General features: G+C 65.5%; 22 protein-coding genes. 10 read left to right on the forward strand and 12 right to left on the reverse strand.

Translation table 11 applies throughout. The annotated features are described in order from the left end of the window. Window positions 1–5: 5 nt before the first annotated feature. Both ABIB66_RS37235 and pcsA read right to left on the reverse strand, forming a co-directional pair. Window positions 6–740, reverse strand: a complete 735-nt coding sequence (locus tag ABIB66_RS37235) for a TerC family protein (RefSeq protein ID WP_354210028.1) — start codon at window positions 738–740, stop codon at window positions 6–8. After that, entirely contained in the window at window positions 737–1,504 is a 768-nt protein-coding gene (pcsA, locus tag ABIB66_RS37240; protein WP_354210029.1) for a phosphatidylcholine synthase, read from the reverse strand. Before pcsA ends, ABIB66_RS37235 begins: the two co-directional genes overlap by 4 nt. An 87-nt stretch (window positions 1,505–1,591) precedes the next feature. Between pcsA and ABIB66_RS37245 the strand changes: the two genes are divergently transcribed. Next, complete coding sequence (locus tag ABIB66_RS37245; protein WP_354210030.1) at window positions 1,592–2,776, forward strand: UbiH/UbiF family hydroxylase; 1,185 nt, start codon at window positions 1,592–1,594, stop codon at window positions 2,774–2,776. 6 nt (window positions 2,777–2,782) lie between these two features. On the opposite strand, the gene ABIB66_RS37250 is transcribed toward ABIB66_RS37245, so the two are convergent. Continuing rightward, complete coding sequence (locus ABIB66_RS37250; RefSeq protein ID WP_027566999.1) at window positions 2,783–3,736, reverse strand: AEC family transporter; 954 nt, start codon at window positions 3,734–3,736, stop codon at window positions 2,783–2,785. Between the two features lie 106 nt (window positions 3,737–3,842). Here ABIB66_RS37250 and hspQ point away from each other — a divergent pair, with 106 nt between their 5' ends. Next, window positions 3,843–4,175: a heat shock protein HspQ gene (gene hspQ, locus ABIB66_RS37255; protein ID WP_007590865.1), complete on the forward strand. Its 333-nt coding sequence runs from the start codon at window positions 3,843–3,845 to the stop codon at window positions 4,173–4,175. Window positions 4,176–4,254: 79 nt separating this feature from the next. On the opposite strand, the gene ABIB66_RS37260 is transcribed toward hspQ, so the two are convergent. Next, window positions 4,255–5,064, reverse strand: a complete 810-nt coding sequence (locus ABIB66_RS37260) for an invasion associated locus B family protein (RefSeq protein ID WP_275171120.1) — start codon at window positions 5,062–5,064, stop codon at window positions 4,255–4,257. A 261-nt stretch (window positions 5,065–5,325) separates the two neighbouring features. Here ABIB66_RS37260 and ABIB66_RS37265 point away from each other — a divergent pair, with 261 nt between their 5' ends. From ABIB66_RS37265 to ABIB66_RS37275, 3 genes are all read left to right on the forward strand, one after another. Then, window positions 5,326–7,176: an extracellular solute-binding protein gene (locus ABIB66_RS37265; RefSeq protein ID WP_354258208.1), complete on the forward strand. Its 1,851-nt coding sequence runs from the start codon at window positions 5,326–5,328 to the stop codon at window positions 7,174–7,176. A 4-nt stretch (window positions 7,177–7,180) separates the two neighbouring features. Next, window positions 7,181–8,683, forward strand: a complete 1,503-nt coding sequence (locus tag ABIB66_RS37270) for a class I adenylate-forming enzyme family protein (protein ID WP_275171121.1) — start codon at window positions 7,181–7,183, stop codon at window positions 8,681–8,683. A gap of 85 nt (window positions 8,684–8,768) precedes the next feature. Then, window positions 8,769–9,995, forward strand: a complete 1,227-nt coding sequence (locus ABIB66_RS37275) for a GGDEF domain-containing protein (RefSeq protein WP_354210033.1) — start codon at window positions 8,769–8,771, stop codon at window positions 9,993–9,995. Between the two features lie 125 nt (window positions 9,996–10,120). On the opposite strand, the gene mfd is transcribed toward ABIB66_RS37275, so the two are convergent. Both mfd and ABIB66_RS37285 read right to left on the reverse strand, forming a co-directional pair. Then, complete coding sequence (gene mfd / locus ABIB66_RS37280; RefSeq protein ID WP_354210034.1) at window positions 10,121–13,639, reverse strand: transcription-repair coupling factor; 3,519 nt, start codon at window positions 13,637–13,639, stop codon at window positions 10,121–10,123. After that, on the reverse strand, window positions 13,636–13,926 hold the full coding sequence (locus ABIB66_RS37285) for an FAD assembly factor SdhE (protein ID WP_354210036.1): 291 nt from the start codon (window positions 13,924–13,926) through the stop codon (window positions 13,636–13,638). The genes mfd and ABIB66_RS37285 overlap by 4 nt, the downstream gene beginning before the upstream one ends. A gap of 184 nt (window positions 13,927–14,110) precedes the next feature. Between ABIB66_RS37285 and recG the strand changes: the two genes are divergently transcribed. Next, window positions 14,111–16,216: an ATP-dependent DNA helicase RecG gene (gene recG, locus ABIB66_RS37290; protein ID WP_354210037.1), complete on the forward strand. Its 2,106-nt coding sequence runs from the start codon at window positions 14,111–14,113 to the stop codon at window positions 16,214–16,216. Here recG and panE read toward each other — a convergent pair. Beyond that, window positions 16,213–17,142, reverse strand: a complete 930-nt coding sequence (panE, locus tag ABIB66_RS37295) for a 2-dehydropantoate 2-reductase (RefSeq protein WP_354210038.1) — start codon at window positions 17,140–17,142, stop codon at window positions 16,213–16,215. The two genes, recG and panE, sit on opposite strands and share 4 nt — an antisense overlap. Window positions 17,143–17,458: 316 nt before the next feature. Between panE and ABIB66_RS37300 the strand changes: the two genes are divergently transcribed. Further along, window positions 17,459–17,905, forward strand: a complete 447-nt coding sequence (locus ABIB66_RS37300; RefSeq protein WP_354101044.1) for a P-loop NTPase family protein — start codon at window positions 17,459–17,461, stop codon at window positions 17,903–17,905. A gap of 28 nt (window positions 17,906–17,933) precedes the next feature. On the opposite strand, the gene ABIB66_RS37305 is transcribed toward ABIB66_RS37300, so the two are convergent. From ABIB66_RS37305 to glmS, 3 genes are all read right to left on the reverse strand, one after another. Further along, entirely contained in the window at window positions 17,934–18,791 is an 858-nt protein-coding gene (locus tag ABIB66_RS37305; RefSeq protein WP_354210039.1) for an NAD(P)-dependent oxidoreductase, read from the reverse strand. A 104-nt stretch (window positions 18,792–18,895) separates the two neighbouring features. Then, window positions 18,896–19,666, reverse strand: a complete 771-nt coding sequence (locus tag ABIB66_RS37310) for a DUF502 domain-containing protein (RefSeq protein WP_354210040.1) — start codon at window positions 19,664–19,666, stop codon at window positions 18,896–18,898. An 88-nt stretch (window positions 19,667–19,754) separates the two neighbouring features. Then, a complete protein-coding gene (gene glmS / locus ABIB66_RS37315; RefSeq protein WP_354059347.1) occupies window positions 19,755–21,581 on the reverse strand; it encodes a glutamine--fructose-6-phosphate transaminase (isomerizing) in 1,827 nt (608 codons plus the stop codon). Between the two features lie 219 nt (window positions 21,582–21,800). Between glmS and ABIB66_RS37320 the strand changes: the two genes are divergently transcribed. Beyond that, window positions 21,801–22,019: a hypothetical protein gene (locus ABIB66_RS37320; protein WP_106944786.1), complete on the forward strand. Its 219-nt coding sequence runs from the start codon at window positions 21,801–21,803 to the stop codon at window positions 22,017–22,019. Between the two features lie 6 nt (window positions 22,020–22,025). Here ABIB66_RS37320 and glmU read toward each other — a convergent pair whose 3' ends face one another. After that, entirely contained in the window at window positions 22,026–23,381 is a 1,356-nt protein-coding gene (gene glmU, locus ABIB66_RS37325; RefSeq protein ID WP_354210041.1) for a bifunctional UDP-N-acetylglucosamine diphosphorylase/glucosamine-1-phosphate N-acetyltransferase GlmU, read from the reverse strand. Window positions 23,382–23,555: 174 nt separating this feature from the next. On the opposite strand from glmU, the gene ABIB66_RS37330 reads away from it, so the two are divergent. Beyond that, complete coding sequence (locus tag ABIB66_RS37330) at window positions 23,556–24,893, forward strand: hypothetical protein (RefSeq protein WP_275171132.1); 1,338 nt, start codon at window positions 23,556–23,558, stop codon at window positions 24,891–24,893. A gap of 109 nt (window positions 24,894–25,002) precedes the next feature. Continuing rightward, the gene (locus tag ABIB66_RS37335; protein WP_354059341.1) at window positions 25,003–25,158 is read left to right on the forward strand and encodes a hypothetical protein; all 156 of its coding nucleotides are present in this window, start codon (window positions 25,003–25,005) and stop codon (window positions 25,156–25,158) included. A gap of 24 nt (window positions 25,159–25,182) precedes the next feature. Here the strand turns inward: ABIB66_RS37335 and ABIB66_RS37340 are convergent, their stop codons facing one another. Next, window positions 25,183–25,329, reverse strand: a complete 147-nt coding sequence (locus ABIB66_RS37340; protein ID WP_354059339.1) for a hypothetical protein — start codon at window positions 25,327–25,329, stop codon at window positions 25,183–25,185. Window positions 25,330–25,484: the final 155 nt, after the last annotated feature.

A 25,484-nucleotide genomic window follows, 5' to 3' on the forward strand; every position in this document is an offset into this window, starting at 1 on the left:
AACGTCTAGACCGACGGCTTGCGGCTGTTCCTGCGGTTGCGTTTCGCCAGCACGTTGAAGAACTCGACCGTCGCCGAGAACGCAATCGCGAAATAGATGTAGCCGCGCGGGATGTGGAATTGGAATCCGTCCGCAACCAGCGCCACGCCGATCAGCACCAGGAAGGCCAGCGCCAGCATTTTCGTGGTCGGATGCTCCGCGACGAATCGCGACACCGGTCCGGACGAAATGTACATGATCACGCAGGCGATCACGACGGCCGCGATCATGATCTCGATGTCCTGCGCCATGCCGATCGCGGTGATGATCGAGTCCAGCGAGAACACGATGTCGATGATCACGATCTGGACGATGACCCAGAAGAAAGCGCTACGAGGCGACCTCGCGTCGCCCTCGCCGTCATCGGCTTCGACCTCGCCGTGGATCTCGTGCGTCGCCTTCGCGATCAGGAACAGGCCGCCGCCGATCAGGATGAGGTCGCGCCACGAGAAGCCGTAGCCCGAAAACGAAAGCACCGGGGCGGTCAGGCCGATCAGCCAGACCAGGAGGCTGAGCAGGATGATGCGGAAGATCAGCGCCAGCGCGAGCCCGATCTGGCGGGCACGGTGCGCCTGCTTCTCGGGAATGCGCGAGACGATCACCGACAGGAAAATGACGTTGTCGATCCCCAGCACGATTTCGAGCGCGGTCAAAGTCAGGAGCGCGGCCCAGGCTTCGGGGCTGGTCAACAGGTGCATCATGCGAAGGATCTTGTCAGCCGTATCAATGCGTCGCTGAAGCTGATCCAGAGCGCGATCGCGCAGAGCGCGACAGTCACGCCGGTGCCGACGCGAAAGTCCATCTGCAGCGTGTAGAAGGAGAGCAGAGCCCAGATCGCAATCAGCGTCATCGTCAGCCAGCGCAGCCGCACGACGCGCACCGGATGCAGCACGTGGAAGGGCACGAAGGTCAGCACCACCAGGCTTGCGACCAGCAGCGTCGACAGCAGCGGCGGCCAGTGCAGCAGGAACAGATAGAACGCCGCCGCATTCCACAGCGCCGGAAAGCCGCGGAAATGATTGTCGTCCGCCTTCATGCGCAGATCGGCGAAATATAATGCGCTGGTGACGATGATGGCGACGCCGAGCAAGGGAGCAGCGACCGGCAGCAGCAGGCCGCTGGCCACGATCGCATAGGCCGGCACGAAGACGTAGGTGACGAAATCGACCACGAGATCGAGCACGTCGCCCGACCAGTTCGGCTGCACGTCCTTGACGTTGAGCCGGCGCGCAATCGGCCCGTCGATCGCGTCGATGATGAGGGCGACGCCCAGCCATTGAAACATCGCCGCCCAGTGCTCGCGCACGGCCTCAAGCATCGCCAGCAGCGCGATCGCCGCACCGAACGCGGTGAAGATGTGCACCGAGAAGGCAGCGGCGCGGATCGCGGGCCTGGGCTTCAGGGAATCCTCTTGGCTGTCCATGGCTTCTGCTACCAGAATGACACCGATTTGCACATAAGCCATTGCGGCGCCCGGTCGCACAATTCGTCATAAAATCAGGGAAATATGACTGGGCTTGAATTTGCCGCGGGGCGTGTCCAATGTCGTTCCATGACAGATGCATCGACACTCTTTGACGCCGCCGTGATCGGCGGCGGACCGGCGGGACTTGGCGCGGCCATCGCATTGGCGCAGGCGGGCGCGCGGACCGCGCTGGTGGCGCGTCGCGTGCCCTATGCCGACAATCGCACCACGGCGCTACTCGGTGCCTCCGTCGATCTGCTGGAGAGCCTCGACGTCTGGCCGCGCTGCAAGGACAAGGCGGCCGCGCTCGAAATCATGCGGCTCGTCGACGACACCGGTCGGCTCTTCCGCGCGCCTGAGGTCCGGTTCTCCTGCCACGAAATCGGCCTCGATGCCTTCGGCTACAACATCGACAATCGCTCGCTGATGCTGGCGCTGGAAGCGCGCGCGGCCGAACTGCCCGGTCTCGTCCGTTTCGACGACGAGGCCGAAACTGTCGTCATCGAAGCCGATGACGTCGCGATCCGCACGGCCGCTGCGCAATTTCTCTCGGCCCGCCTCGTGGTCGGCGCCGACGGCCGGCATTCGCTTTGCCGCGAAGCCTCCGGCATCGCGGTGACGCGGCGCCAACTGACCCAGACTGCGCTGACCTTCAACGTCGGCCACGCGCGGCCCCATCGCAACGTCTCGACCGAGTTCCACACGCCGCAGGGCCCTTGCGTGTTCGTGCCCCTGCCTGGCGATCGCTCCAGCGTCGTCTGGGTCTCGGCGCCTGCGGACGCCGAGCGGCTTCGTGGCCTGAGCGACGAGGAATTGTCCGCCGCGATCGAGAAGCAGTCCCATTCGATCCTCGGACGCATGACGGTCGAGCCGGGCCGCCATCTGTTCCCGCTGGCGATCGAACGTCCAAAATCCTTCGGCCGCGACCGCATCGCGCTGGTCGGCGAAGCCGCCCATGTAGTTCCCCCGATCGGCGCCCAGGGTCTCAATCTCGGTCTCCGCGATGCCGCCGACATTGCGAGGCTTGCAGGTGAGGCCATCGCATCAGGCCAGGATCCCGGCGCAGCAGACGTGCTCAAGCGCTACGACCGGGCCCGGCGTCCGGACATCATGAGCCGGACCTTTGCGATCGACATCGCCAACCGCTCGCTGCTCAACGATTTCCTGCCGCTCCAGCCGGTCCGCGCGGTCGGCATGCACCTGCTCGGCGCGATCGGCCCTCTCCGGCGTTTTGCGATGCGCGAAGGCCTGACGCCGACTTGGCGGCGCTAGGCCCGCTTACGGAAACGCCAGCCGGCCGGTCTGGATCGCCCACATCACGCTGGTCAGGGTGACTACGGACGCAAACGTCCCGAGCAGCACCGCGACCGAGGCGGATTCGATCCAGGCGTCGTTCTGCCGGGCGATGACGAACACGTTCAGCGCCGGCGGCAGCGAGGCCATCAGCACGGCGGTCGCAGCCCAGGGCTGCGCGAACGGGCCGAACGCCAGCATCAGGCCGAAAGCTGCGAGCGGGTGGATCAGGAGCTTGACCGCGATCACGCCCGGCACTTCCCACGGGACCCGATCGAACGGACGAAGCGCCACGGTCACGCCGAGCACGAACAGCGCGGTCGGGGCGGCTGCGTTCTGGAGGAAGGTGATGGTGCGATCGAGTGCGACGGGCATCTCGATATGCAGCGATGCGAAGGCCGCGCCAAAACATGCCGACATGATCAGCGGGTTGAGCACGATCTGCTTCAGCACGACGCCGAAGGCATGCACGATCGAGGGATGATCGCGGTCCGAGAGCTCGATCAGCAGCGGCACGATCGTGAACAGGAAGATGCTGTCGCAGCAGAAGATCAGCGCGGTCGGCGCCGAGGCCTTCGGCCCGAGCACGGCGAGCGCCAGCCCCGGTCCCATGTAGCCGATATTGCCGTAGCCGCCGGAGAGCCCGGCGAGCGTCGCCTCGCGCAGCGTCAGCCCGCCGAGAACTTTGCCGACGACTAGCGCGAGTGTGAACGCCGCAACTGTCGACAGCGTGGTCGCGACCAGGAACGGCGGGTTGTTCAATTCGGAGAACGGCGTCTTCGACATGATCGCAAACAGCAGCGCCGGCAGCGACACATAGAGCAGGAAGAAGTTCATCCAGGCCAGGCCCGATTCCGGCAGCGATTTGACCTTGCCACAGGCGAATCCAACGAAGATCAAGCCGAAATAAGGTAGAGCCAGATTGAGGATATCGACCATTGATGAAGTGTTTTCTGAACATTGGGGGGCTATCTGCCCCGCAACCGCGGGTTAATTCCAGATCAGGGCACTAGCATCGGCCACAATCCTGGTCTATCGACGGGGAATGATTAAAGCGCGGACCGCCAAATTCCAGATCGGACAGGTCGTGCGCCACCGGATCTTCTCGTTCCGGGGCGTGATCTTCGACATCGATCCGGAATTCAACAACACCGAGGAGTGGTGGCTGTCGATCCCCGAGGAGGTGCGGCCCCACAAGGACCAGCCGTTCTATCACCTGCTTGCGGAGAACTCGGAGTCGGAATACGTCGCCTATGTCTCCGAGCAGAATCTCGTGCCGGACGATTCCGGCGAGCCGGTCCGGCATTCCCAGGTCGCCGAGATCTTCGTCAAGGACAAGACCGGCGGTTACCGCCCGCGCAATCCGTCGCTGAACTGAGTTTTCGCAGCCATCAACTGGCCAGCAAAAAAGGCGCTCGAAACCGAGCGCCTTTTTCATGTCCGGGATCGGGTCCCGATTACTTCTGGCCGGCGGGCGGCGTGCCCTGCTGCTCGAGCTTCTTGCGCTGCTCGTCAGCCTTCTTCTGAAGCTCTTCCTGGAGCTTCTTCTGGGTCTCCTCGAACACCTTCGGATCCGTCGGCGGACCATCATAGGCCTTCTGGAATTCGCCGGCGAGCGGCAGCGGCAAGGTCAGCGGTGCGCCGTTCGCATTGATCGCCTGAACAACGAGGTTCTGACCCTTCTTCATGTTGTTGATGAACTCGGGCGTGGCCTCGTAGTCGGACATGCAGCCGTTCTGGAAACAGATCACATAAGGGCTCTGCAACGGCGGATTGTTGTCCACGATGATGCGGGTACCGTGCACCAACTGCATGCCGAGCGGCAGCGTCACGCGCAGGATCTTCTTCGGCTCGCCTTCCGGCTCGATGATGACGGCCGCGATGACCGGCTGGCCCGACTCGATACGACCGTCCTTGCCGGTGAAGCAGACCTGCTTGGCATTGGCGTCCTGGCCCTTGAGGCAGAACTTGGTCCAGGGGGCATAGATCAGCTGGATCTGCTGATCGGCCGGCTGGGCCGCACCCTGCTGGGCCGGCGCTCCTTGTTGGGCGGGAGCCGGCTGGGCGGGTGCCTGAGCGGCCGGCGCCGGCGCTTTTGGGGCAGCCTTCGGGGCGGCCTTCGGGGCAGCCTTGGGCGCGGGCGCGCCCGGAGCTGGCGCGGGAGCCTGGGCCTCGGCGGCAAACGGGACGGCCAACGCCGTCGCCGTCAACAAGGCGAGAAGTCGCCCGCGCGGCCGGACGGACGCGGCCAAGTAACGGAAATTCATTGCGGAAAACCCTTTCTGAACGGGAAGTGCCCGAACCGCTTCGACGCACCGAGCCTGGCCGCGTTGGGCGCGGCTCTCTCCCCGTCAAATGAGGCGGATAAGTGACGGGCTCGGCGCTCTTGCGCGATTGCGTGCCTTCTTAACGTGGCCGACGAAAAGATCAATGCCGACAACCGTCTTTGGCCGCGTGCCGGCGTGGGCCCGGGGAAAATCCCTGTGATAGGATTCAGGCCCGCCCGGTCCTCGAATCAACGTGTCCAGATGTTCATGTTCCAGCGCCTTCTCGAGGGCCGCCCAGTGGGTCTTTGCGTCCGCCTCTGTATACTGGCTTTCGCCTTGGGGCTTCCGGCAAGCGGTGCAGGGGCCGGGGAAGCCCACGCCATCGCCATGCACGGCAAGCCGGCGATGCCTGCCGATTTCACCCACATGCCCTACGTCAACCCTGACGCCCCCAAGGGCGGCCGGCTGACCTGGGGCGTTCTCGGCACCTTCGACAGCCTCAATCCCTTCATCGTCAAGGGACTGGCCGTGCAGCCTGTACGGAACTACGTGGTCGAGAGTCTGCTCGCGCGCGGCAATGACGAGCCGTTCACGCTCTACGGCCTGCTCGCCAGATCGGTCGAGACCGATGACGAGCGCAGCTTTGTCACGTTTCACATCGATCCCCGCGCCCGCTTCTCCGACGGCAAGCCGGTCCGCGTCGAGGACGTGCTGTTCTCCTGGCAGTTATTGCGCGACCACGGCCGTCCCAACCACCGGCAATATTACGGCAAGGTCGCAAGTGCCGAGGCGCCGGATCCGCTCACCGTCCGCTTCGACCTTGCGGGCGCCAATGACCGCGAACTGCCGCTGATCCTCGGCCTGATGCCGATCCTGCCGAAACATGCGGTCGACGTCGCGGCTTTCGAGGAGACGACGCTGACGGGCCCGGTCGGCTCCGGCCCCTATCGCGTCACCGCAGTGAGGCCCGGTGCCAGCGTGACGCTCACCCGCAATCCCGACTATTGGGGCCGTGACCTCCCCATCAATCGCGGGCTCTACAATTTCGACGAGATCAGGCTCGACTATTTTCGCGAGGCCAACGGCCAGTTCGAAGCCTTCAAGCGCGGCCTCTATGATTTCCGCATCGAGCACGAGCCGCTGCGCTGGCACGACGGCTACGACTTTCCCGCGGCGAAGAATGGCGATGTGATCCGCGACACCTTCAAGCCGGGCGTGCCGCAACCTTCCGAATTTCTGGTGTTCAACACGAGGCGTCCCATCTTCGCCGACATCCGCGTGCGCCAGGCGCTGACGCTGCTGTTCGATTTCGAGCTGGTCAACCGCAACTACTTCTTCAACCTCTACTCGCGCGTCGCCGGCTATTTTGCCGGCTCGGACCTGTCAGCGTATGGCCATCCCGCCGATGCGCGCGAGCGCGAGCTGCTCAAGCCGTTCGCCGCGCAGATCCCGCCTGACATCCTGGACGGCAGCTACCGCCTGCCGGTGACCGACGGTTCTGGGCGCGACCGTACCACTCTACGCGCGGCTCTGAAGTGGTTGTCGGAGGCCGGCTACGATCTCGACGGCACCGTGCTGCGCAACCGCGCCACCAAGGCGCCCTTCACCTTCGAGATCCTGGTCACGACCCGCGACCAGGAACGCGTCGCGCTTGCCTTTCAGCGCGACCTCAGGCGCGCCGGCATCGAGCCCAGCGTCCGATCGGTCGATCCCGTGCAGTTCGACCAGCGCCGGCTCGCCTACGAATTCGACATGATCCAGAACCGTTGGGACCAGTCGCTGTCGCCCGGCAATGAGCAATATTTCTACTGGGGGAGCGCTGCCGCCGACAGTCCGGGCACCCGCAACTACATGGGTGCCAGGGATCCCGCGGTCGATGCGATGATCGCCGCACTGCTGGAAGCCCGTGAACATACGGCTTTCATGTCGGCAGTGCGGGCGCTCGATCGCGCTTTGATCTCCGGTTTCTACACAATCCCCCTGTTTAACGTATCCGAGCAATGGATCGCGCGCTGGAATCGGATAGAACGGCCAGAGGCCACCTCGCTGTCCGGCTATTTGCCGGAGACCTGGTGGTCGAAGGGGCAGCCGCAAGCTCATCAAGCAAAGTGACGCCGTGAACCAGCCAGCCGTATCGCCGACGCTCGACACGCTGTTTCAGCGCACGCTGATGCGGCAGCCGCACGCGACCGCTCTGCTCGACCCGCTGAACAAGTTCCGCGTGACCGGGCACCAGCCGCGGCGGATGAGCTATGCCGAGGCTGACACGGCCATCGAGGCGCTGTCGGCGTATTTCGTCGAATCAGGCCTGCCGGCCAATTCCGTCATCGCCATCCAGCTGCCGAATACGGTCGAGTTCGTACTCACCGTCCTCGCCGCCCATCGCGCGGGACTCGTCGTCGCCGTGCTGCCGCTGCTCTGGCGCCATGCCGAACTGACCGCCGCTCTGAACCGCACCGCGGCGCGCGCCATCGTCACCATGAGCAAGGTCGACGGCGTCAACTATGCCGACCTCGCAATGCATGCGGCCGCGGAAGCCTTCTCGATCCGCCATGTCTGCGGCTTCGGCACCGACCTGCCCGAAGGCATGGCCTCGCTCGACGACGTCTTGGCCCGTCCGCCCGGCACCGCGCGCGCCGTGATTCAGGATGGCCGCAAGGCGGCGATGATCTCCTTCGACGTCACCGCGGAAGGCTTTCGTCCGGTGCCACGGCCGCATTTCAGCCTGATCGCCGGTGGGCTCGCGATGTCGCTGGAAGCCGACATCAGGCAAGGCGCGACCGTGATGGCGGCGTTCACGCCGATGTCGTTCGCAGGGCTCGCCTCCTCGCTCGCGGTGTGGCTGCTGTGCGGCGGCACACTGGCGCTGCATCATCCGTTCGAGAACGACGTGCTGGAGCAGCAGATCAACGCGCACGAATGCGACGTGCTGATCGCACCGGCGCAATTTGCCCAGCGGCTCGGCGATTCCGATCTCGCGGCGCGGATGCCGACCTTGCGCAACGTCATCGGCCTGTGGCGCGCCCCCGAGCAGGTGGCGGCGAGCGAGGCATGGATCGCGCCGCACGCGCCGTTCACGGACGTCTATCTGTTCGGCGAGGCCGGATTGTTCGGCGCCCGGCGTGGCGAAGACGGCATGCCGGTGCCGGTGATGCCGGGACCGCACGGCGCGCCGCGCGAGCAGTCGGGTTCGTCGATCGCCGGCGAGATTCTGCTGACGCCGAAAGGCACGCTCGGCCTGCGCGGCCCGATGGTGCCGATCGCGGCCTACGCCCCGCCGCCGCCGGTCGGCGACACCCTGATCGCGCAGCCGCCACGCGACTATGTCGATACCGGCTATGCCGCGCGGCTCGACCGTCCCAGCGGCGCGATCTGCATCACCGCGCCGCCCTCCGGGATCATGGCGGTCGGCGGCTACCGCTTCCTCTCCAACGACCTCCAGGAATGGGCGCGACGGCTCGGCCAGGGTGCGCTGCTGACCGCGCTGCCCGACCGGCTCTCCGGTCACCGGCTCGCGGGCCGCGCCCAGGACAATGCCCGCGCCCGCGAGGCGCTCAGCGAACTCGGGCTTAACCCGCTGATGGTCGAAGCTTTTCGCGATCGATCCGGGCCGGTCTAAGCGAAGTTTCGACCGTTCCGTTGACGCTGCATTAAGGCGGCCGGACTAGATTGCGCGGCACCTGTCGCGTGATCAGAGTCTCTCGATGTCCCAGGCTGGCCCGATCCTGTTTGTGTCCAATGGCGAACGGCCGGCCTTCATTGCGGCGCTGGACGAGGCGCGATTCTTCCCCGTGATCGACACCGGCTGGGCCGGCGCGGTGCGCGCGGTCGAAGAGGTGCAGCCGGCCGTGGTTCTCGCCGCGATGCATGCCGGGCACGAGCCGCATCTGGCGTTGCTCGCCAGGAAGATCGCGGAGCAATCACCCTACCTCCCCTTCGTGGCGCTGGATGCGGCGGGCGCGCTCCCGCACAACGCCCTGCCTTTCTCCTCCTCGCGCGGCGGCCATTCCGAACGCCTGATTGCGCGGCTTCGCGCCGCGCTGCGCATTCGCACCCTTCATGCCACGGTGCTGCGCCGGCTGCCCGAGGTGAAAGTCGCGCTACCGGAGGCCGATCCCGCACGCGATGCTACGGTGCTTCTGATCGGCCGCGGCTCGGCTTACCCTGCGCTTTCCGTCGCGCTCGGCGAGCGCGTCGGCGTCGTCGGAGCGCTCTCGATCGAGGCCGCGGCCAAGCATCTCAACACCCGCGACCTCGACGGCGTCGTGCTCGCCGAAGGTTTTACCGCCCGCGTGACCGATGCCTTCCTCACGGTGCTCGCCGAGGACACCCGCTTCCGCAGCCTCCCCGTGATCCTTACCGCGCATCAGTTGACGCAGACCTACGACCTGCCCAATCTCGAACTGATCCCGGGCGAGCCGGCGAAAGTCGCCGCCAACGCACTGCCCCTGATCCGCCAGCACGCGATGGAAGCTCAGCTGAGCCGCACGCTGCGCTCGATCGATGCCGGCGGCTGGCTCGACCCGCGCAGTGGCCTGCTCACGGTGGAAGCTTTTGCGCGCGATTTTGCCAAGGCGGTCGAGCAGACGCTGGCCCGCGGCGGCGGCCTCTCGGTCGCGCGCTTCGCCTTCGACCCCGGCAATTCCCGCGCCCAGCTCGATGCCGCGCGTATTCTCAGCCGCCTGATGCGGCAGATGGATTTTGGCGCGGCGCAGAAGGACGGTTCGGTCATCGTCGTGTTCGCGGAGACCGACTTCCGCACCGCGCACATGATCGCCCGCCGTCTCTCCGCGGTGATGCGGCACACCTCGAACGGCAAGCACGAGATGCGCAGCGATCCCGTCGTCTCGGTGGATTCGCTCTCGCCGTCGGATACGGCAAGGTCGCTGCTCGGAAGGCTGTCGGCCGACGCCTCACGCGCGGCGTCGTAGGTACCTCGCGAGCTGCCACAACAAACACCGTCATTGCGAGCGTAGCGAAGCAATCCAGACTGTCTCCGCAGAGGGACTCTGGATTGCTTCGCTGCGCTCGCAATGACGTGGTGAGACCTGAAGCCTCACGCCGCCTTCTTGCTCTGCGCGAGCTGTGCCAGCTGGCGCATGATCTCGGTGGTGCCGGCCAGACGATCTTCCGGCGTTTCCCAATCCTGCAGGAACACCACCTTCATGTCCGGCCGCACCTTCGCGGCCTGGCCGTGGCTGCGGATGAAGCTCACCAGGCGATCGGGATGGGCAAACGAATTGTCGCGGAAGGCGATAACGGCGCCCTTCGGGCCGGCATCGATCTTGCCGACATTTGCCTGACGGCAGAACGCCTTGATCGCGGCGACCTTGAACAAATAGCGCACCTCGTCCGGCAGCACGCCGAAACGATCGCGCATCTCGGCGCCGAAGTTCTCGATCTCCTCCTCGCTGTCGAGGTCGGCGAGCCGGCGGTAGAGCGACAGCCGCACCGAGAGATCGCCGACATAGTCCTCCGGAATCAGCACGGGCATGCCGATGGTGATGGTCGGCGACCAGCGATCGGCGGCGGGCTCCGACACGCCGGCCTTGAGGTTGACGATCGCCTCCTCCAGCATCGACTGGTAGAGTTCGAAGCCGACCTCCTTGATATGGCCGGACTGCTGCTCGCCCAGAATGTTGCCGGCGCCGCGGATATCGAGGTCGTGCGAGGCGAGCTGGAAGCCCGCGCCCAGCGTCTCCAGCGATTGCAGAACGGTGAGCCGGCGCTCGGCCTGCGCCGTGATCTTCTGCTGCGCCGGCAGCGTGAACAGCGCATAGGCCCGCAGCTTGGAACGGCCGACGCGGCCGCGGAGCTGATAGAGCTGGGCGAGGCCGAACATGTCCGCGCGATGCACGATCAGCGTGTTGGCGTTGGGGATGTCGAGGCCGGATTCCACGATCGTGGTCGACAGCAGGATGTCGAACTTGCCATCGTAGAACGCGGTCATGATGTCCTCGATCACGGCGGGCGGCATCTGCCCGTGCGCGACCGCGACCTTCATCTCCGGCACGTTCTTGTCGAGGAAGTCCTTGACCTCGGCGAGGTCGTCGATGCGCGGCACCACGTAGAACGCCTGGCCGCCGCGATAGCGCTCGCGCAGCAGCGCCTCGCGGATCATCAAGGGGTCGTGCGGGGCGACGAAGGTGCGGACCGCGAGGCGGTCGACCGGCGGCGATGCGATGATCGAGAGCTCGCGCACGCCAGTGAGCGCCAGCTGGAGCGTGCGCGGGATCGGCGTCGCCGACAGCGTCAGCACGTGCACCTCGGCGCGGAGCTGCTTCAGCCGCTCCTTGTGGGTGACACCGAAATGCTGCTCCTCGTCGACGATCAGCAGGCCGAGATCCCTGAACTTGATCGACTTGCTGAGCAGCGCATGCGTGCCGACGACGATGTCGACCGAGCCGTCGGTGAGCCCTTTCTTGACCAGATTGAGCTGCTTGGCCGGGACCAGGCGGGAGGCCTGCGCGACCTGGACCGGGAAACCCTTGAAACGGTCGGTGAACGTCTTGTGATGCTGACGGGCGAGCAGCGTGGTCGGCACCACGACCGCGACCTGCTTGCCTTCGAGCGCCACGGCGAAGGCGGCGCGCAAGGCCACCTCGGTCTTGCCGAAGCCGACGTCGCCGCAAATCAGCCGGTCCATGGGACGGCCGAGCTCGAGGTCCTTCAGCGTGGACTCGATCGCGCCAAGCTGATCCTCGGTCTCGTCATAGGGGAAGCGCGCGCAGAACTCGTCGTAGAGGCCCGGCTGCACCGGCAGCTTCGGCGCCTCGTGCAGGTGGCGCTCGGCGGCGATCTTGATCAGCTCGCCCGCGATCTCGCGGATGCGGTTCTTGAGCTTGGCCTTGCGCGTCTGCCAACCCGAGCCGCCGAGACGATCGAGTTCGACCGAGGTCTGGTCGGAGCCATAGCGCGACAGCAGCTCGATGTTCTCGACCGGCAGGAACAGTTTTGTCTCGGCGGCATAATGCAGCTCGAGGCAGTCATGGGGCGCGCCGGCGACGTCGAGCGTCTGCAGGCCGATGAAGCGGCCGATACCGTGATCGACGTGAACCACGATGTCGCCGGCGGCGAGGCTCGTCACCTCCGAGATGAAATTGTCGAGCTTGCGGCTCGCCTTGCGCGGCCGGACCAGGCGATCGCCAAGGATGTCCTGCTCGCTGATGACGGCGATCTCGTCGGTCTCGAAACCACTTTCCAGGCCGAGCACGGCCAGCATGGTCTCGTTGCGCGGGGTCGCCTGCACCGTGCGCCAGCTGTTGACGCTGGTTACAGGGGTGAGCTTGTGATCGCGCAGCATCGAGGTCATGCGGTCGCGCGAGCCCTCCGTCCAGAGCGCGATGACCACCTTCTTGCGGCTTGTCAGCAGCCCATGCACATGTGCGACGACGGCTTCGAAGACGTTGACCTTGCTATCGTTGCGCTCCGGCGCGAAGTCGCGGCCTTTGCGTGCGCCGGCATCGACCACGCTGGTACCATCTGCAGGCACCGAAAACTGCGTCAGCCGCACCAGCGGCATCCCGCTCTCGCGCTTGCCCCATTCCTCCTCGGTCAAATAGAGCCTGTCAGGCGGCAGCGGCTTGTAGATGGCGCCGCCGCCCGGATGCTCCATCGCATCGCGGCGGGCCTGGTAATAATCGAGGATCTGCTTGAAGCGCTCGCGGATGGCATCCTCGGCCTGCGGCTCGATCGCGACGGCTGCCCCTTGCAGATAATCGAACAGCGTGTCCATCCGGTCCTGGAACAGCGGCAGCCAGTGCTCCATGCCAGGATGGCGGCGGCCCTCGCTGACGGCCTCGTAGAGCGCGTCGTCGCGCTCGGGCGCGCCGAACTCGGCGACATAGCCCATGCGAAAGCGGCGGATGGTGTCGGTGACGAGCTGGAATTCGGAGATCGGCACGAGATCGAGCGCGCGCATGTCGAGCAGCGTGCGCTGGGTCTCGGCATCGAAGGTGCGGATCGATTCCAGGCTGTCGCCGAAGAAATCGAAGCGGACCGGCTGTTCCAGGCCGGCCGGAAACAGGTCCAGAATGCCGCCGCGCACCGCGTATTCGCCCGGCTCGCGCACGGTCGAGGAGCGGTTGTAGCCATTGTGCTCGAGCCAGGCGATGATGGTGTCCATCGGCACGACGTTGCCCGGCGCGACCGACAGCGCCTGCGCCGCGACGAGGTCGCGCGCCGGCACGCGCTGCACGATGGCGTTCACCGTGGTCAGCACGATCAGCGGCTTGTCGCTGCCGGTCAGGGACGCCAGCCGGGCCAGCGTCGTCAGGCGCTGCGCGAGAACGCCGCCATGCGGCGAGACGCGGTCATAGGGCTGGCAGTCCCAGGCCGGGAAGGTCAGCACGGGCAAATCGGGCGCGAAGAATTGCAGGGCACGTTCGAGCTGCTGCATCCGCGGCCCGTCGCGGCAGATCACCGCGAGGCTGACAGCCGGCTTCTTCGGCCGCGCCGCGATGGCGCGCGCGAGATCGGAGACGACGAGGCCCTCGGCACCCTCGGCGACATTGGCAAGCGTCAGCGCGCGGCCGGGCGTGAGCAGCTCGGCCGGCGATTTCATCCCCTGCTTCATACGTCGCGGTCCGCGATCGGAAACGTCTTGATGCGCGCAAACAGCGGGCCGATGACTTCGGCGGGAAGCACCTTGTCGCCGGTGATGGCGGCATAGAGGTCGGGATCGGCCTCTTCGAGCAGGGTCTCGAGCTGCGTCAGTTCGTCATCGGACAGATTGCCGATCTCGGCATCCGCGAAGCGGCCGAGGATCAGGTCCATCTCGCGCGTGCCGCGGTGCCAGCAGCGGAACAGAAGCCGCTTGCGGCGGTCGTCCAGCCCGTAGCTCGATCGTGTCGTTCCCGTCATGTCTCAATTCCAGTCAAACGCCAAAAGCCCGGACGTGCCGGGCCGGGGTGATATAGCCACTCGGGCGGGCCCTGTCAGCCCTCGATTTGTCATGGCCCGGTGCCGCCGCGGGGACACGAAAAAACACGTGGATGCCGGGCATAAAGCCGGGCATGACGAGCGAAAACGATCCTAGGTTCGCCTGATGCGCCCCAGCCTGCTCAATCCGCTGTTTGCCCCCGTGACCAGCCTCTCCGGCGTCGGTCCGAAGCAGGACAAGCTGCTGCAATATCTGCTCAGCCGCAATGAGACGCCGCGGCTGGTCGATCTGTTGCTGCATCTGCCGAGCCAGGTCATCGACCGCCGCGCCCGGCCGAAGATCGTCGATGCCGTGCAGGGAACCATGGTGACGCTGGAGGTCACCGTCGACCGCCACCGCCCGCCCCCGCCACGCAATGCGCGCGCGCCGTATCTGGTTTACGCCAGCGACGATACCGGCGACGTCGTGCTGACGTTCTTCCGCGCCAAGCCCGGCTATGTCGAGAAGCTGCTGCCGATTGGCGAGAAGCGCTTCGTCTCCGGCACGCTCCAGATGTACGACGGCATCCCACAGATCGTGCATCCCGACCGGGTGCTGGACGAGGAGGCGATTTCAAAACTCTCCGGCATCGATCCGGTCTATCCCCTGACCGAAGGCCTTGCACTCGGCTCGCTGCGCCGCGCGGTCGCGCAGGCGCTGCAAAAGCTGCCGGCGCTGCCGGAATGGATCAGCCCGGAGGTGCTGCGCCGCTGCAATTTCCCGCCGATCACCGAGGCGCTCACCCGCGTGCACCAGCCGGTCGAGCTCACCGACATTCTGCCCGACCAGCCGTTCTGGTCGCGGCTCGCCTTCGACGAGTTGCTCGCCGGACAGCTGGCCCTTGCCTTGATCCGCGCCCAATTGCGTCGCCCGGCCGGTGTGCGCAACGCCGGCGACGGGCACCTCCGCAACAAGATCATCGACGCCCTGCCCTACGCGCTCACGATCTCCCAGCGCGATGCTGCGGCGGCCATTGCCAATGATCTGCAACAGCCGGTGCGCATGTTGCGTCTGCTCCAGGGCGACGTGGGCTCCGGCAAGACCGTGGTCGCGCTGCTCGCCGCCGCCGTCACCGAGGTCGGCAAGCAGGCCGCCCTGATGGCGCCGACCGAAATCTTGGCCCGTCAGCACATCAAGACCATCGCGCCGCTCGCAGAGCGCGCGGGCATGCGGGTCGCGATCCTCACCGGCCGCGAAAAGGGCAAGGAGCGGCGGGAACTCTTGGCACACCTCGAAGCCGGCGAGATCGACCTGCTCGTCGGCACCCATGCGCTGATCCAGGACGACGTGATCTTCAGTGATCTCGCCCTCGCCGTCGTCGACGAGCAGCATCGTTTTGGCGTGCGCGAGCGGCTGGCACTGACGTCAAAGGGCGAGGCCGTCGACGTGCTGGTGCTGAGCGCAACGCCGATCCCGCGCACGCTGGTGCTGACCTATTTCGGCGACATGGACATCAGCGAGCTCAGGGAGAAGCCCGCCGGCCGCCAGCCGATCGAAACCCGCACCATCTCGATGAGCCGTCTCGACGAGGTCACCGACAGCATCGGCCGCGCGCTCGAATCCGGCAAGCTGGTCTACTGGATCTGCCCGCTGGTCGAGGAATCCGAGGCCGAGGGCACCGAGCACCTGACCAATGCGACCAAGCGCTTCGAAAGCCTGCAAAAGCGCTTCGGCGACCGCGTCGGCCTCGTCCACGGCCAGATGAAGGGCACCGAGAAGGACCGCGTGATGGGCCAGTTCGCCGCCCACGAGATCGGCCTGCTGGTCGCGACCACCGTGGTCGAGGTCGGTGTCGACGTGCCGGCGGCGACCATCATGGTGATCGAGAACGCCGAACGCTTTGGCCTCGCCCAGCTTCATCAATTGCGCGGCCGCATCGGGCGCGGCTCGGAGGCCTCGACCTGTCTGCTGCTCTACTCCGAGCCGCTCGGCGAGATGTCGAAGGCGCGGCTGAAGGTGATCCGCGAGACCACCGACGGTTTTCGGATCGCCGAGGAAGACCTGAAGCTGCGCGGCGAAGGCGATGTGCTCGGCGTGCGCCAGAGCGGCCTGCCCGGCTACCGCATCGCCCGCTCGGAGGTGCACGGCCAGCTCATCACCCAGGCCCGCGACGAGGCGCTGCGCATCCTGAAGGACGATCCGAAGCTCAAGGGCGAGCGCGGCGAGGCGCTGCGATGCCTGCTGTATTTGTATGAGCGGGATGAAGCGATCCCGCTGATCGGGGCGGGCTAGCTGGCCGCTCTCTGTCGCCCGACCTCATAGGCCGCCACATGCGCCCGGGCGAGATCCAGCAGGGGCGTGTCGATGCCGAGCGTACGGGCGCGGTTGGCCATATCGCCGAGGATGTGCTCGGCCTCGGTGATCGACCCGCGCTCGATATCACGCAGCATCGAGGCCTTAAGCGGAGAGTCTGGAGTCGTGAACAGCTTCCGGTCGAACTCGATGAAAGGCGCTCGTGGCTCAAAACCCGAGGCCGTCGCGACGGCGCAGCATTCGGCGAACAGCCGGAAGATGGATTGCTCGCCGTTCGGCACAGCCAGAATGTCTCCGATGCTTGCACGCATCAGGCAGGTGATGCCGGCGAGCGTGCTGAGCTGGACGAATTTCTCCCACATGTCCTGCATGATCGCTTCGCTGGCGCGCACGTCGATACCGGGCACATGCAGCAGCGTCTCCAGGGCAAGCACACGCTCGCTCAATGAACCCTCGATCTCGCCGAACACGATGGTCTGATTGGCCATGAACTGAACGACACGGCCATCCGCATCGAGCCCGGCACTGACGTTCGCAAGCCCGCCGAGCACCTGCGCGGCGCCGAACCGCGCAGTCAGGGCGTCAACATGTTTCAACCCGTTGAGGATCGGCAGAATCATCGTGTTGGCGCCGACTGCCGGGGCAAACTGGGTCATTGCGTCGTCGAGCGAGTAGGATTTCACGCCGACGAGCACGACGTCGAACGTTTCCTTGAGATCGTTGGCCAGGATGACCTTCGGCTGTACGGCAAAGTCGCCGTGCGGGCTCACGACCTGCAATCCATTCCGCCGCAATTGCTCCGCACGCCCGGCCCGCACCAGAAAGGTCACGTCGCCGCCGGCTCGGACCAGGCGCGATCCGTAATAGCCTCCAAGCGCTCCCGCGCCGATCACAAGTACTCTCATTCGAACTCCCGTTGCGGAGGAATTGCCTCCGCAGAAACAATAACAGATGGGCCACGCGCCGTCTCCTCCCCGTCATTGCGAGCGAAGCGACTTGTCCGCCGAAGCTTTAGCGAAGGCGGAAGCAATCCAGAATCTTTCCGCCGAGGGACTCTGGATTGCTGCGCTTCGCTCGCAATGACGGTGCGGATAAGCCCGGCTCTTAAGACTCCCCCTTTCGTCGCGGCTGGCTTTGTGAAATCTTCCCATCATGCGCCGGATCATCGTCGTAGGCTGTCAGGGTAGCGGAAAGACGAGCCTCTCCCGGAATCTCGGGCGAATGCTCGGGCTGCCCGTGGTGCATCTCGACGTGCTCTACTGGCGGCCGGGATGGAAGCCATCCGACAAACCGAGCTTCCGGGCGCGTGTCACCGATGCGATCGCGGGCGACGAATGGGTTGTCGACGGCAGCTTCTCGGGACTCGCATTCGATCTCACACTCGCGCGTGCCGATACGCTGGTCGTCATCGACCGCCCGCGCTGGCTCTGCCAGTGGCGCATTCTCCTGCGCTCCGCCCTCGATCGCGACAAGACCCGGCCTGACCTCCCGGAGGGGTGTCCCGAACAGTTCGACTGGAAATTGATGCGCGAGGCGTGGCGCTACGACACCGAGCGCGCGCCTGTGATCGAGGCCGAGCGTGTGCAGTACGGTGCTGACGTCCCGGTCGTGCGCTTGAGACGCGATCGGGACATCCAGGGTTTTCTGGATTCGGTGCACGGCACATGATCGACGGCCGTGACGTGAGACCGGACGATCAGGATTTCTTCTGCGCGATACGCGCGGCGAATGCCTTCATCAGGTCGGTATCCGCCGCCTCGCCTTTCGCGTCCTCGGCGAGATGCTCGAACCAGCGCGCGAAGCCTTCGTAAACTTGGCTGGCCGGATGATCGGGGCCGAGGAAGCCGGAAATCTCCCGCATCTCCGCCACCCAGCGATAGGCTTTCGGGATCATGTCCGGCAGCGCGACTTCGAGCCGGGCCAGAACCGCGGGCTGGCTGAGTGCGAGTTCGTCGCGCAGCGCATCGGCCGCGCCCGCTTTCGTTGCCGCGACCACCATCGCCGAGCCGATGCCGGCGAGGCCCTTGACGATCCCGGCATATGACATTTTCAGCGCGGACGCGGCACCGACCGGCCCTTCGACGATCCGCACGTCGAGCCCGAGATCCTTCAGCACGGTGACGTCCTTGGCGTGCTCGCCGGACATGTAGAAGGCCGGGCTCTTGCCGCCGGGCTCGGGCGGGAACCCGATGATGCCGGCATCGACGAACGGCGCCTGTGCCGAGCCGATGATCTCCTCGATCCTCATCACGGTATCGACGTTGACGGCATTGCAATCGACCACGACCGGCTTCTTCTCGCGCCGGACGATCAGCCCCGCCAGCCGCTTGGCGAGCGCCACGGCTTCGCCCGGCGGCACGATCGAGAGGATGATGTCGGCGTCCGCGATCGCGTCGTCCTCGGCGCCGATCATGCCGGCATCCGCCGCGCGTTTGCGCGTCGCCTCGCTCCGCCCATTCAACGACGTCAGCACCCGCGCACCGTGCTCGCCGAGACGTTGGGCCACCGCACTGCCCATGGCACCGGGCGCGAGGATCGCAATGGTTTTGGACATCGTGCACTCCAGATCGAATTCCGAGCAATGCGCTCGGTTCAACCGGAGACTAGCAGAGGACGGGACGCCCGCGTGATCGGCGGCCATCCCGCAGAGGAATGGCCCTACTCCACCTTCGCAGGCTGAGGCTGGAGCGCCGAGGCGTTGGCAATACGCGCGGCATTCGCCATGCCCGCCAGCGCCGCTGCCTTCTTCGAATCGGGCGCCGAGCCCGGCTGCACCACGCCGGCCGACATGATCAACGTCGCGGCGTCCTCGGTGCTCATGTCGACCTCGACGATCTTGCTCTTCGGCACGTAGAAGAAGAAGCCGGTCGTCGGGTTCGGCGAGCACGGCAGGAACACCGAGACGTGCTCCTCCTGACCCGGCAGGCTGCGGGAGACATCCTCGTTCGGCGATTGCGAGATCAGCACGATCGACCACATGCCCGGCGAGGGAAACTCGACCAGGCCGACTTTGCGGAAGCTCGAGCCCTTGCCCGAGAACAGCGTCTCGAACACCTGCTTCAGGCCACGGTAGATGGCGCGCACCGCCGGGATCCGGCCGAGGAAGGTCTCGCCGACATCGACCAGCGTTCGGCCGATGAGATTGGCCGCGAGGAAGCCGACCAGAGTCAGCGTGAAGAATGCGACGATCAGTCCCCATCCGGGGATGACGTACGGCATGTAGGTTTCGGGTCGGTAGGCCAGCGGCACGAACGGCCGCACCACGCCATCAACCCAGGTGACGAACCACCAGACCAGATAAAAGGTGATCGCGACCGGTCCCGTCACCACGAGACCGGTGAGAAAATAATTGCGGAAGCGGCCCATCAGGCCGGTATGCGGCTCCGGCAAGGGATCAAGAGGCGCAGGCGCGTCGTCACGGGGGTTCATTCGGGTTCCAGGTCGGTCGCTTCGTCCAAGCTAGGGTCTTCTAGCAGGTTTTGGAAGACCACGAAGCGTTCCGGCCCGGCCCTTCTGCCTATTCCACCGTCACGGATTTCGCGAGATTGCGCGGCTGGTCGACATCGGTCCCCATGATCACCGCCGTATGATAGGCGAGCAGCTGAACGGGGACGGCATAGACCATCGGCGTGAACGCTGCCGCCATATCAGGCATGACGATGGTGACGAGAGACTCGACGGTCGCCTCCGCCGCGCCTTTGGCATCGGTCATGAGGATGATCTTGCCGCCGCGAGCGGCGACCTCCTGCATGTTGGAGACGGTCTTCTCGAACACACGGTCGTAGGGCGCGATAACGACGACCGGCATGGTCTCGTCGATCAGCGCGATCGGCCCGTGCTTGAGCTCGCCGGCGGCATAGCCCTCGGCGTGGATGTAGGAGATCTCCTTCAGCTTCAACGCGCCTTCGAGCGCGAGCGGGAAGCTGGTGCCGCGGCCGAGATAGAGCACGTCACGCGATTTGGCGATCTCGCGGGCGAGCTTCTCGATCTGGACCTCGGTGGTGAGCGCATCCGACATCAAACGCGGGATCTCGACGAGCCCGTGGACGAGCTTGGTCTCGTCCTCGTCGGACAGTTCGCCGCGGGCCTTGCCGGCCGCGATCGCAAGATTTGCCAGCACCATGAGCTGGCAGGTGAAGGCCTTGGTCGAGGCGACGCCGATCTCCGGGCCGGCCAGCGTTTGCAGCACGGTCTCGCTTTCGCGCGCGATCGTCGAGGTCGGCACGTTGACGACGGCCACCGTGTGCACGCCTTCGGCCTTGGCGTAGCGCAGCGCAGCCAAGGTGTCGGCGGTCTCGCCCGATTGCGAGATGAAGATGGCGAGATCACCCTTGCGCAAGGGCGCCTCGCGGTAGCGGAATTCGGAAGCGACATCGACCTCGACCGGCACGCGCGCGAAACGCTCGAACCAGTATTTTGCGACGAACCCGGCGTAGCTCGCGGTGCCGCAGGCCGTGATGTTGATGCGTTGGATATTCTTGAAGTCGAACGGCAGCTTGACCGGCAGCGAGACGCGCTCGGTCGCCATGTCGACATAGCGTGCCAGCGTGTGGCCGACCACTTCCGGCTGCTCGTGGATCTCCTTGGCCATGAAGTGGCGGTAATTCGCCTTGTCGACCAGCGAGGTCGAGGCGGCGTGCTTGGTCTTCTCGCGCTGGACGGCGTGGCCGTCCTTGTCGAAGATCGCAGCGCTCGTGTGGGTCAGCACGACCCAGTCGCCGTCCTCGAGATAGCTGATCGTGTCGGTGAACGGCCCGAGCGCGATGGCGTCGGAGCCGAGATACATCTCGCCGTCACCATAGCCGATCGCGAGCGGCGGACCGTTGCGGGCGCCGATCATCAAATCGTCCTCGCCGGCGAAGATGAAGCCGAGCGCGAACGCGCCGCGCAGCCGCGCCAGCGCCAATTTCACCGCTTCCACCGGCTTGTTGCCGCGCGTGAGCAGATCGTCGACGAGATGCAGCACGATCTCGGTGTCGGTCTGGGTGTGGAACACCGTGCCTTTCTTCTCGAGCTCCTCGCGCAGCTCGCGGAAATTCTCGATGATGCCGTTGTGAACCACGGCGACACGCTCGGTCGCGTGCGGGTGCGCATTGTTCACGGTCGGCTTGCCGTGGGTGGCCCAGCGGGTGTGACCGATTCCGGTCGTGCCCTTGAGCGGCTCGGCTTCCAGCCGCTTCTCCAGATTCTTCAGCTTGCCCTCGGCGCGGCGGCGCTCGAGATGCTTGCCTTCGAGCGTGGCGACGCCCGCGGAATCATAGCCGCGATATTCAAGACGTTTGAGCGAATCCACCAATTGCTCTGCAACCGGCTCGCGCCCGAGAATGCCGACAATCCCGCACATGCGGATCACTATCCCCCAAATCGTCGAAAAATCGCCTAAACGACGCGCTCGGTTTTTAGCGAAGTTCCTAAGGAACCAGATACTCAATAATTATTGCTGATTGAGACAGCACCGACGGCAACGAGCCTCGCCTGCGTCGAACTGGCTGGGCCATAAACCGCGCGCGTTAACTTGTTGTCAACAAATTTGGCCAACCCTCGCGTATCAAGGAGAGAGGCCATGAAAGGCTCATCCGACCGCAAAAGTCTGTCATCGATGTCTGTGCGCGCCAGCGAGACTACCGGCACGCACCTTGCGCACTGGCCGCCGCCCCAGCGCGGCAAGGAAAGCAAGCCCGTCTTCATCAAGCACGTCGCCGGCGAGCCGGCGAAGCGTGCCAAGCCGCGCGGCTGGCGCCTGACTCGCGCGATCTTCTCGGAATTCGCCGACGACGAATAGCGGCGCTCATTTTTCCGGCTTCTTGCCACCCGTCTTCATCTCGCGATAGCGCGCCGCGCCACCGTCGCGGATGGTCTGCGGGCTGCGCTCCAGCGCCATGGCGTCATCAGGCACGTCGCGCGTGATCACCGAGCCCGAGCCAATATAGGCGCCGTTGCCGATCGTCACCGGTGCGACCAGCGAGGAGTTGGTGCCGACGAACGCGCCCTGCCCGATGATCGTCTTGTGCTTCTTGAAGCCGTCGTAGTTGCAGGTGATGGTGCCGGCGCCGATGTTGGAATTGGCACCGATTGTGGCGTCTCCAATGTAGGAGAGATGGTTGACCTTGACGCCGGCCTCCAGCGTCGCGGCCTTGGTCTCCACGAAATTGCCGATGCGCGCGCCGTCGCCGAGCGAGGTGCCGGGCCGCAGCCGCGCATAGGGGCCGATGGAGACCTTGTTGCCGAGCTTGGTCTCGACGATATGCGAGAAGGAATGGACCACCGTGCCGTCGCCGATCGAAACGCCGGGGCCGATCACCACGAACGGCTCGATCGTCACGTCCTTGCCGAACACGGTATCCTCGGCGAGGTAGACGGTGTCAGGCGCGATCAGCGTGACGCCGGCCTCCATCGCCGCTTTCCGCAACCGCGCCTGCATCACGCTTTCGGCCTCGGCGAGCTGCGCCTTGGTGTTGATGCCGCGCACTTCGTCCTCGCTGGTTTCGATCACCACGGCATCCCATCCCTGTTCGCTGACAATGCCGACCGCGTCGGTCAGATAATATTCGCCCTTGGAATTCGCATTGCCGATCTTCTCGAGGATCGCGAGCGCGCGGCGGCCGTCGATCGCCATGACCCCGGCATTGCACAGCTCGATCCTGCGCTCCTCTGCGCTGGCATCCGCCTGCTCGCGGATCGCGACCAGGCGGTCGCCCTCGACGATGAAGCGGCCATAGCCGGTGGGATCGGCGGCGCGGAAGCCGAGCGCCGCAATTGCCGCGCCGTTGGCGAGCGGCGCGCGCAGCCGCGCAAAGGTCTCGGCCGAGATCAGCGGCGTGTCGCCGAACGCAATCAGCAGATCATCCACGCCCCCCGCAATGGCATCACGCGCCGCCAGCACCGCATGCGCGGTGCCGAGCCGGTCCTGTTGCACGAAGGTGAGCGCGTCGGGGCGGATGCGCTTTGCTTCGTCCGCCACCGCCTGATGGTCGGGTCCGATCACGACCGCGAGCGAGGTGCCGGTTCCCCTGGGCGCCGCGGCAAGCACGTGGGCGAGCAGGCTCTGGTGCGCGACCGGATGCAGCACTTTCGGCAGGTGTGAGCGCATACGCGTGCCTTCGCCGGCGGCGAGCACGATCGTGAGGCTGGAACGGGCGGTCATCGAAATCCTGTCAATCGGCCGAATCGATCGGCGCCAGCGGGCGACGGGCCGCCCTCATCAGCTATCGCCTTGCTACCCCCGCAAACGCCCGGAGTTCAAGTGCGACACGCTTTTCCTGTTAATGTTCCCTGATTGATTCGGGGAAGCCGGACAGGGGTTGGGCACTTAACGTTCATGGCAAAGGATTCCGACCCACTGGCGGATGCCTTCGGCGACAAGGAGACCGGCGGGCTGTTCTCCGGACTTGTAGCCGAGGAGAGTTCGTTCGATCGCGGCATGATGTGGCGGCTGGGCTCATGGGGCGTGGCGGCCGTCGGCGCCGTGGTGATTGCCGTGTTCGCCAACCAGGCCCAGCTCGGCTGGCGGCGCGACCAGGTTGCGTCCGCCGATCTCGCGCGCCAGGCCGACCGGCTCCAGATGCTGACCAAGGAGAGCCAGAACGAGGCCCGACGCCTCGCCTCCGCCATCGAGACGCTGAACACCGATCGCGACCGGCTCTATTCGCGCGTCACCGTGCTAGAGCAAGGGCTGGATTCCGTCACCGGCGCCATCGCCAAGCAGACGACAACGCCGCCGCAGGCATCCGTTGCGAAACCTCAGGACGCGCCGGCTTTGATCGGGCCGCCGGCGCCCGGCATCGGGCCGGTCGCCTCGACACCGGCTTTGGCCAACGACAAGCCGCGCGCAGAGGCTGCAAAGGAGCCATCGAGCCCGCCGCCACAAAGCGCGGCCGCGGCCTCGCTGGTCGCGCAGTTGCCGGCAACGAATTCGGCACTGCCGATGCTTCCGCTGGTCCCATCCAAATCGATCATGGCGCCGCCCGATCCGGCCGCCCCGAAACTGGTTCAGCCCGAGACCACTGAGAAAGCTGCCGAGAAGAAGCCCGATCCGGCGCCCGCGCCCATCGAAGTCGCCGCTGCACCAGCCAAGCCGCCGGAGGCCGCCGAAAGCGAGGCTCCCGCGATCGCCGTCCAGCAGACGCGCTTTGCGATTGATCTCGGTGGCGCCAACTCGCTCGAAGGCCTGCGCGCATTGTGGCGCGGGGTCACCAAATCCAATCCTGAGATCGCAGCGTTGCGGCCGATCATCATGATCAAGGAAGGCAACACCGGCCTCGGCATGCAGCTCCGCCTCGGTGCCGGCCCGCTGATCAACGCAGCGGCCGCAGCAAAACTCTGCGCCGGCCTCGCCGAGAACGACCGCCACTGCGAGACCACCGTGTTCGACGGCCAGCGGCTGTCAATGCGCGGCGGGCAGGAAAAACAAGAAAAGACTCAGGATCGAGTTCAAGAGAAGAACTCCGATAAGAACCAGGACTCGGTGCCGCAAGCCGAGACCGTCCCGGCGCCCGCGCCCACCGCGAAGCCCGACAAGCATCGCCGCAGCTATTCCTCAAAACGCTCATCGAAGCGCGAGGAGCCCGCGCCTGCTCCTGCGGCGCAGCCGGCCGCACAGCCGAAGCCGGAGACCGCGTCGGCGGGATCGACGCTGTCGTCGTTCTTCAGGCGGTAGACGCGGCATCCGCTCTGCGAAGACCATCTCGCGTCCGACGTATCAAACGATACGAAGGCCTCCGACCCAAGACGGCAGTATCCGCGACGGATAATGATTCGGAGCGGAGATGGCGGACGAGACGTTTCTGCGCGAGCACCTCGCGCTGATCCGCGAGCTGGCCGAACAGGCCGACCCCCACATCAAGAAGCGATTGCTGGCCTTGGCTGAAAAATACGAACGTCGGCTGAGGGATCAGAACCGGGCGGTGCAAAATCGGCCTTGATGGCTCATCGGCGCACGCAATCACTTACTCCATGCGCGCCTTTTCCTTCAGGTCGCGAATGCGGTTCTCAGCTTCATCCCTCGACCGGACCAGTTCCGACCAATCCTCGACCCGAGCTTCCTTGCTCAGCCTCTTGAGTTCGTCCAGTTGCTCCTGAGTTGGCTTTTCCATGCTCGCTCCTTGCATGCAGCATGCGTTGCGCGGTCACACCGTTTCAAACCTGCGCGACCCCAGCCTGTTCCTGGATAAGTTCGGGCCGGGCGCGGCCGCCTTGCTCATTCCGCAAGGGCCCGCGATCGACATAAAGTCACCTTCCCTGTTGCCCG

This window comes from Bradyrhizobium sp. F1.13.3 (assembly GCF_040548265.1).
Classification (GTDB): Bacteria; Pseudomonadota; Alphaproteobacteria; order Rhizobiales; family Xanthobacteraceae; genus Bradyrhizobium.

Bases quoted from the DNA above. Each gene is read 5' to 3' on its own strand.
- ABIB66_RS37235 (WP_354210028.1), bottom strand. From the start codon at position 740: ATGATGCACCTGTTGACCAGCCCCGAAGCCTGGGCCGCGCTCCTGACT.
- pcsA (WP_354210029.1), bottom strand. From the start codon at position 1,504: ATGGCTTATGTGCAAATCGGTGTCATTCTGGTAGCAGAAGCCATGGAC.
- ABIB66_RS37245 (WP_354210030.1), top strand. From the start codon at position 1,592: ATGACAGATGCATCGACACTCTTTGACGCCGCCGTGATCGGCGGCGGA.
- ABIB66_RS37250 (WP_027566999.1), bottom strand. From the start codon at position 3,736: ATGGTCGATATCCTCAATCTGGCTCTACCTTATTTCGGCTTGATCTTC.
- hspQ (WP_007590865.1), top strand. From the start codon at position 3,843: ATGATTAAAGCGCGGACCGCCAAATTCCAGATCGGACAGGTCGTGCGC.
- ABIB66_RS37260 (WP_275171120.1), bottom strand. From the start codon at position 5,064: ATGAATTTCCGTTACTTGGCCGCGTCCGTCCGGCCGCGCGGGCGACTT.
- ABIB66_RS37265 (WP_354258208.1), top strand. From the start codon at position 5,326: ATGTTCATGTTCCAGCGCCTTCTCGAGGGCCGCCCAGTGGGTCTTTGC.
- ABIB66_RS37275 (WP_354210033.1), top strand. From the start codon at position 8,769: ATGTCCCAGGCTGGCCCGATCCTGTTTGTGTCCAATGGCGAACGGCCG.
- mfd (WP_354210034.1), bottom strand. From the start codon at position 13,639: ATGAAGCAGGGGATGAAATCGCCGGCCGAGCTGCTCACGCCCGGCCGC.
- ABIB66_RS37285 (WP_354210036.1), bottom strand. From the start codon at position 13,926: ATGACGGGAACGACACGATCGAGCTACGGGCTGGACGACCGCCGCAAG.
- recG (WP_354210037.1), top strand. From the start codon at position 14,111: ATGCGCCCCAGCCTGCTCAATCCGCTGTTTGCCCCCGTGACCAGCCTC.
- panE (WP_354210038.1), bottom strand. From the start codon at position 17,142: ATGAGAGTACTTGTGATCGGCGCGGGAGCGCTTGGAGGCTATTACGGA.
- ABIB66_RS37300 (WP_354101044.1), top strand. From the start codon at position 17,459: ATGCTCGGGCTGCCCGTGGTGCATCTCGACGTGCTCTACTGGCGGCCG.
- ABIB66_RS37305 (WP_354210039.1), bottom strand. From the start codon at position 18,791: ATGTCCAAAACCATTGCGATCCTCGCGCCCGGTGCCATGGGCAGTGCG.
- ABIB66_RS37310 (WP_354210040.1), bottom strand. From the start codon at position 19,666: ATGAACCCCCGTGACGACGCGCCTGCGCCTCTTGATCCCTTGCCGGAG.
- glmS (WP_354059347.1), bottom strand. From the start codon at position 21,581: ATGTGCGGGATTGTCGGCATTCTCGGGCGCGAGCCGGTTGCAGAGCAA.
- ABIB66_RS37320 (WP_106944786.1), top strand. From the start codon at position 21,801: ATGAAAGGCTCATCCGACCGCAAAAGTCTGTCATCGATGTCTGTGCGC.
- glmU (WP_354210041.1), bottom strand. From the start codon at position 23,381: ATGACCGCCCGTTCCAGCCTCACGATCGTGCTCGCCGCCGGCGAAGGC.
- ABIB66_RS37330 (WP_275171132.1), top strand. From the start codon at position 23,556: ATGGCAAAGGATTCCGACCCACTGGCGGATGCCTTCGGCGACAAGGAG.
- ABIB66_RS37335 (WP_354059341.1), top strand. From the start codon at position 25,003: ATGGCGGACGAGACGTTTCTGCGCGAGCACCTCGCGCTGATCCGCGAG.
- ABIB66_RS37340 (WP_354059339.1), bottom strand. From the start codon at position 25,329: ATGGAAAAGCCAACTCAGGAGCAACTGGACGAACTCAAGAGGCTGAGC.